Annotated in this window: 4 protein-coding genes; 1 reads left to right on the top strand and 3 read right to left on the bottom strand. The window is 41.5% G+C overall.

What is annotated here, in order from left to right; all coding sequences use genetic code 11:
* Positions 1-482: 482 nt before the first annotated feature.
* Positions 483-1,205 carry an REP-associated tyrosine transposase gene (locus tag Q9291_RS12090; RefSeq protein WP_306390330.1) on the bottom strand — a complete coding sequence of 241 codons (723 nt, stop codon included), beginning with the start codon at positions 1,203-1,205 and terminating at the stop codon, positions 483-485.
* A 191-nt stretch (positions 1,206-1,396) separates the two neighbouring features.
* Here Q9291_RS12090 and Q9291_RS12085 point away from each other — a divergent pair, with 191 nt between their 5' ends.
* The gene (locus tag Q9291_RS12085) at positions 1,397-1,951 is read left to right on the top strand and encodes a tetratricopeptide repeat protein (protein ID WP_440971587.1); all 555 of its coding nucleotides are present in this window, start codon (positions 1,397-1,399) and stop codon (positions 1,949-1,951) included.
* A 494-nt stretch (positions 1,952-2,445) separates the two neighbouring features.
* Here the strand turns inward: Q9291_RS12085 and Q9291_RS12080 are convergent, their stop codons facing one another.
* The gene (locus Q9291_RS12080) at positions 2,446-2,754 is read right to left on the bottom strand and encodes a hypothetical protein (protein ID WP_306390328.1); all 309 of its coding nucleotides are present in this window, start codon (positions 2,752-2,754) and stop codon (positions 2,446-2,448) included.
* Between the two features lie 2 nt (positions 2,755-2,756).
* Positions 2,757-3,548 (bottom strand): hypothetical protein, encoded by a 792-nt coding sequence (locus Q9291_RS12075; protein ID WP_306390327.1) that lies wholly within the window; start codon positions 3,546-3,548, stop codon positions 2,757-2,759.
* Positions 3,549-3,722 lie beyond the last annotated feature (174 nt).

Raw genomic sequence — 3,722 nt, 5'->3', positions numbered from 1 at the left:
CCGGATGAGTTTTACTTTAAACACCTGCCCGCAACACCCAAGGCAGCTTAAACAGAATCGCAAGATATTTCACTTAAAACTTCAAAGATTCTGTCCAACTAAACGGGGCCACCTCTTTGCTTGTCTCTCTTTCAGCAATATTACTTATGGGCACCTCTAAAAATTGCTTGCTCAAACTCACTTTGTGAAGCACTTCTCTTAAAAAGGATTTTCATCTTTAATTCAGCTGTTTTTTGCTAAAGTCAGCTGTTTTTTTACTGAGATTTTCTGATGATTGTCGCAATTTGCTGTTTATTTTCCCAATTCAAGCCATAGCAGACGCACCTATCCTGTCTCGTTTGATTAACTGTACCAAGCGTTTCATGTTATATACCAAGTTCATCATGCCAATTTTGAGCTTGGCACGGCCTTGCGAATCAATGGGGTCAGACTCGATTGAAAGCTATGAATAAAGAATCAATGGGGTCAGACTCGATTGAAAGCTATGAATTATCCCTAGCCCTTGCTTTCATAAAGTCACCAGACTTCCTATTTCCACCCCTAGCAAGCTTATCGGCTCTACGGTTTAACTGCGCCTTTATTCTCTCTTTGAAATAATCATTGCCCAACACCCAAGCCCTGTTTGTCGCCTCTCGAAGCTGGGTTAAAGTGATTTCATCCAAGTGGCCTGAGAATAATCCTCGATAAGCCGCTTGTCGCTCTGCTTCCTCCAAACCCAATGCCCAATACATTGCATGTGGCGTTACACAATTATCTATTTGCCCCAAGGCGTTAGCCTGATAACTGCTCCATGGATACTCAGAAGGATGATTCACCATATTGGCACGTACCGGGTTCAACTCAATGTAGCGATAGCAGATCAATGCGTATTGTTCACTATCTATCAGGCTGGCTTTATATCGACCTTCCCACAATGTACCGGTACGTTGATAGGTATAATTGAAATACTGTACATAATATCTGCCCAGCATTTGCATCAGTTTGGATAGGCCATCTTCTTTGTGTGGGGTGATTAGCAAATGCACATGATTGGTCATTAATACATAGGCGTGAATGTCACACTGGTGCCTTTTGGCGCCATCTGACAGTTTCTCAAGAAAATAGCGATAATCTTCATCGGCAATAAATACAGGATCACGGTTATTGCCACGAATAATCACATGCTGCGGATGTCCAGGTAATACAAAGCGAGGAAGACGGGCCATCGATATACAGTCAAGGGTAAAGCATTGAGAATAGCAAACGTAATGCTTAAAATCAATCGAGTCTGACCCCTTTGATATCGCACGAATTATTATCTTCGCTGTATATAGATGAAAATGACTTTGCCTCTGCGGAAACACATGCTGCACTAGCACTACAATCCAATCCTAACTTCGCTCTTGCGCATACCAGCATGGGTACTGCTGCATTAAGCAAGCAAGATGATCTACGCGCATTACAGCATTTCGAGCAAGCATTGGAGCTTAATCAAAAAAATGGCCGCGCATGGCTGGGAAAAGCCATGACATTTATGATGCAAAATAAACTCCCAGAAGCTGAGAAGAGTTTTGATGCGGCAATTGAATACATGCCAGAACATTTGGGAACATACCAGGCACTGGCCTGGTGCTACATCAGCCAAGGTAATCTTCAAAAAGCTGAACAAACTGTGAAGAAAGCCTTAGAAATTGATGATACCTTCTCGGAAAATCATGGCACGCTGGCTGTATTGGCTGTGATGCAAGGCCAGCTTCCATTAGCACAAACCGAAGCGCAAATCGCTTTACGCTTAGATAGAGCTTCTTTCTCGGGCAACTATGCAAGCGCCCTCATTGCACAGGCAAATGGTAACGTAGATGAAGCGAATCAAATCATTGATGCTATTTTAGATAGCCCAGATATTGTTAATAACTTGAGTTTGAGACAATTTATTACTCAGTTTAGGCAACAAGGTCAAACGATTCATTAGGCGATAGTTAAGTCAACGGGCCAGACTCGATTGAATGCTCTTCGATTCGACTCCTACTTTGGGTGAGCATCCATCCAATCAATCGAGTCTGACCCCATTGATTTTTAGAAATTGATGATACTTTCTCGGAAAATCACGGCACGCTGGCTGTGTTAGCTGTAATGCAGGGTCAGCTTATTGGTGCAAACCGAAGCGCAAATCGCTTTACGCTTAGATAAAGCTTCATTCTCTGGTATGTTTTTCTGGATATTCATCAGATAAAATTCGCCATACGTAAATCAATTAATCGCTCCTAAATTACTCTGCCCATTCACGCTGGTGTTTATTTAAAGTTCAACACCTGATTTCAAAAGCTTACGCTCATGAGAGACCAAATCATCAAGCTTATGTCTATATGCATGCTTATAAAAAGTATGAGCCGTTGTCATTCTGCAAGTGCGACCATTCACATTAATGAACTCTGGTAATTTACCTTTTTGATCAACCTGGTTTATTTATTTGTTTAGCTTTTCTAGAGTTCTTTGCAAAATGGCAATATCTGCCGGAGGCATACCTGCATCCACTTTTGTTAACCATTTGTCGTAAGCTTTTTTCATAAGTTCTAATCCAATGTCTGTCAAATCATCGCTATTAATAGAAAATTCATCATCTATTTCAGCAATTGATCTCGCCAATATTCTTTTAGTAAGCCCATTCATTTGAATGAAATTTACAATAATCCAGAAACGGGTCAAAATCTGTTTTCGAGTTTCTGGATTCCCTTGAATACGGGTATGCCAAACAACTTTATCAATTGTTGCCACTTTTACTTTCTCCGAAGAATTTCTGTTTGTATAGTGCCCAAATCTATAAGATTGCCAGTTGTCTTATCTCGCACATAATTACCTCCCGCTTCGCGAATCCGGTTTTCTTTTGCTATCTGAGCTGCTTTGTTAGCTGTCATACTTGTAGTTTCAACCGAACGTACTACTTGGCCATTTTCAATTACTACATGATCAATATTACGACCAGAGTTGCTATACTCATCAATAGCACGAGTACCGTCAGCATTTCTTAATGCTCTTTCAGATTGAACCGATGCATTAGGATATTGATTTTGCAATTCTACTTTCGTTAGTTTCTCACGAGCTAATCCATCTAACTTATTCTTAACAACTTGAGTGATGTTGCTTACATCATCCAACAGCCTTTTCGCACCACCCGATGCAGCAACACTAAGTACAGAAAATACCCCTAGCCCGCCACTCTGTGCACTCAGCGTATCATAACCAACACCTGTAAACAGCCCACTGGCTTTATTAAAAACATATTCCTGAGCTTCTTGAAGTTTGCTGCCAATATAAGTGTCTTCTATCGCCTTGCGGGCTGCATATGCAACTGGCGCCCCTACGATATCTAAAACCTCCAAGCTATAACGCAATGCCTTGTTATTGTTGATTGTTTTAGCAACATCTTGCACTAAGTCCCCTACACCAATCGCGATACTATCTGCCCTGCTAGAGAGAAGTGCAGGGACTACATCTTGGGCTGTAACACTAATCTTTTTTAACACAAGGCTGGTAAGACTGTCATTAGCGTTGTCGGTCGCTGAGAACACCACACTTTTTCCAGTGATCTTAACCTCACGGAATAGATCGTATTTACGGAGACTCGGGGTCAGATACCGTCTTGAATTGCAAGTCCCTTGAGAGGAATTTCCGCATCAAAAGGTTTGCCTGATTTAATCACCCCGTAAATCAAATGCACCAGCTTGCGCATCACTGCACCAATC

Source organism: Methylophilus aquaticus, from assembly GCF_030769565.1.
Taxonomy (GTDB): Bacteria; Pseudomonadota; Gammaproteobacteria; order Burkholderiales; family Methylophilaceae; genus Methylophilus; species Methylophilus aquaticus.
Note: the sequence above shows the minus strand (reverse complement) of the source record. Positions and strands in the feature narration are given on the sequence as shown.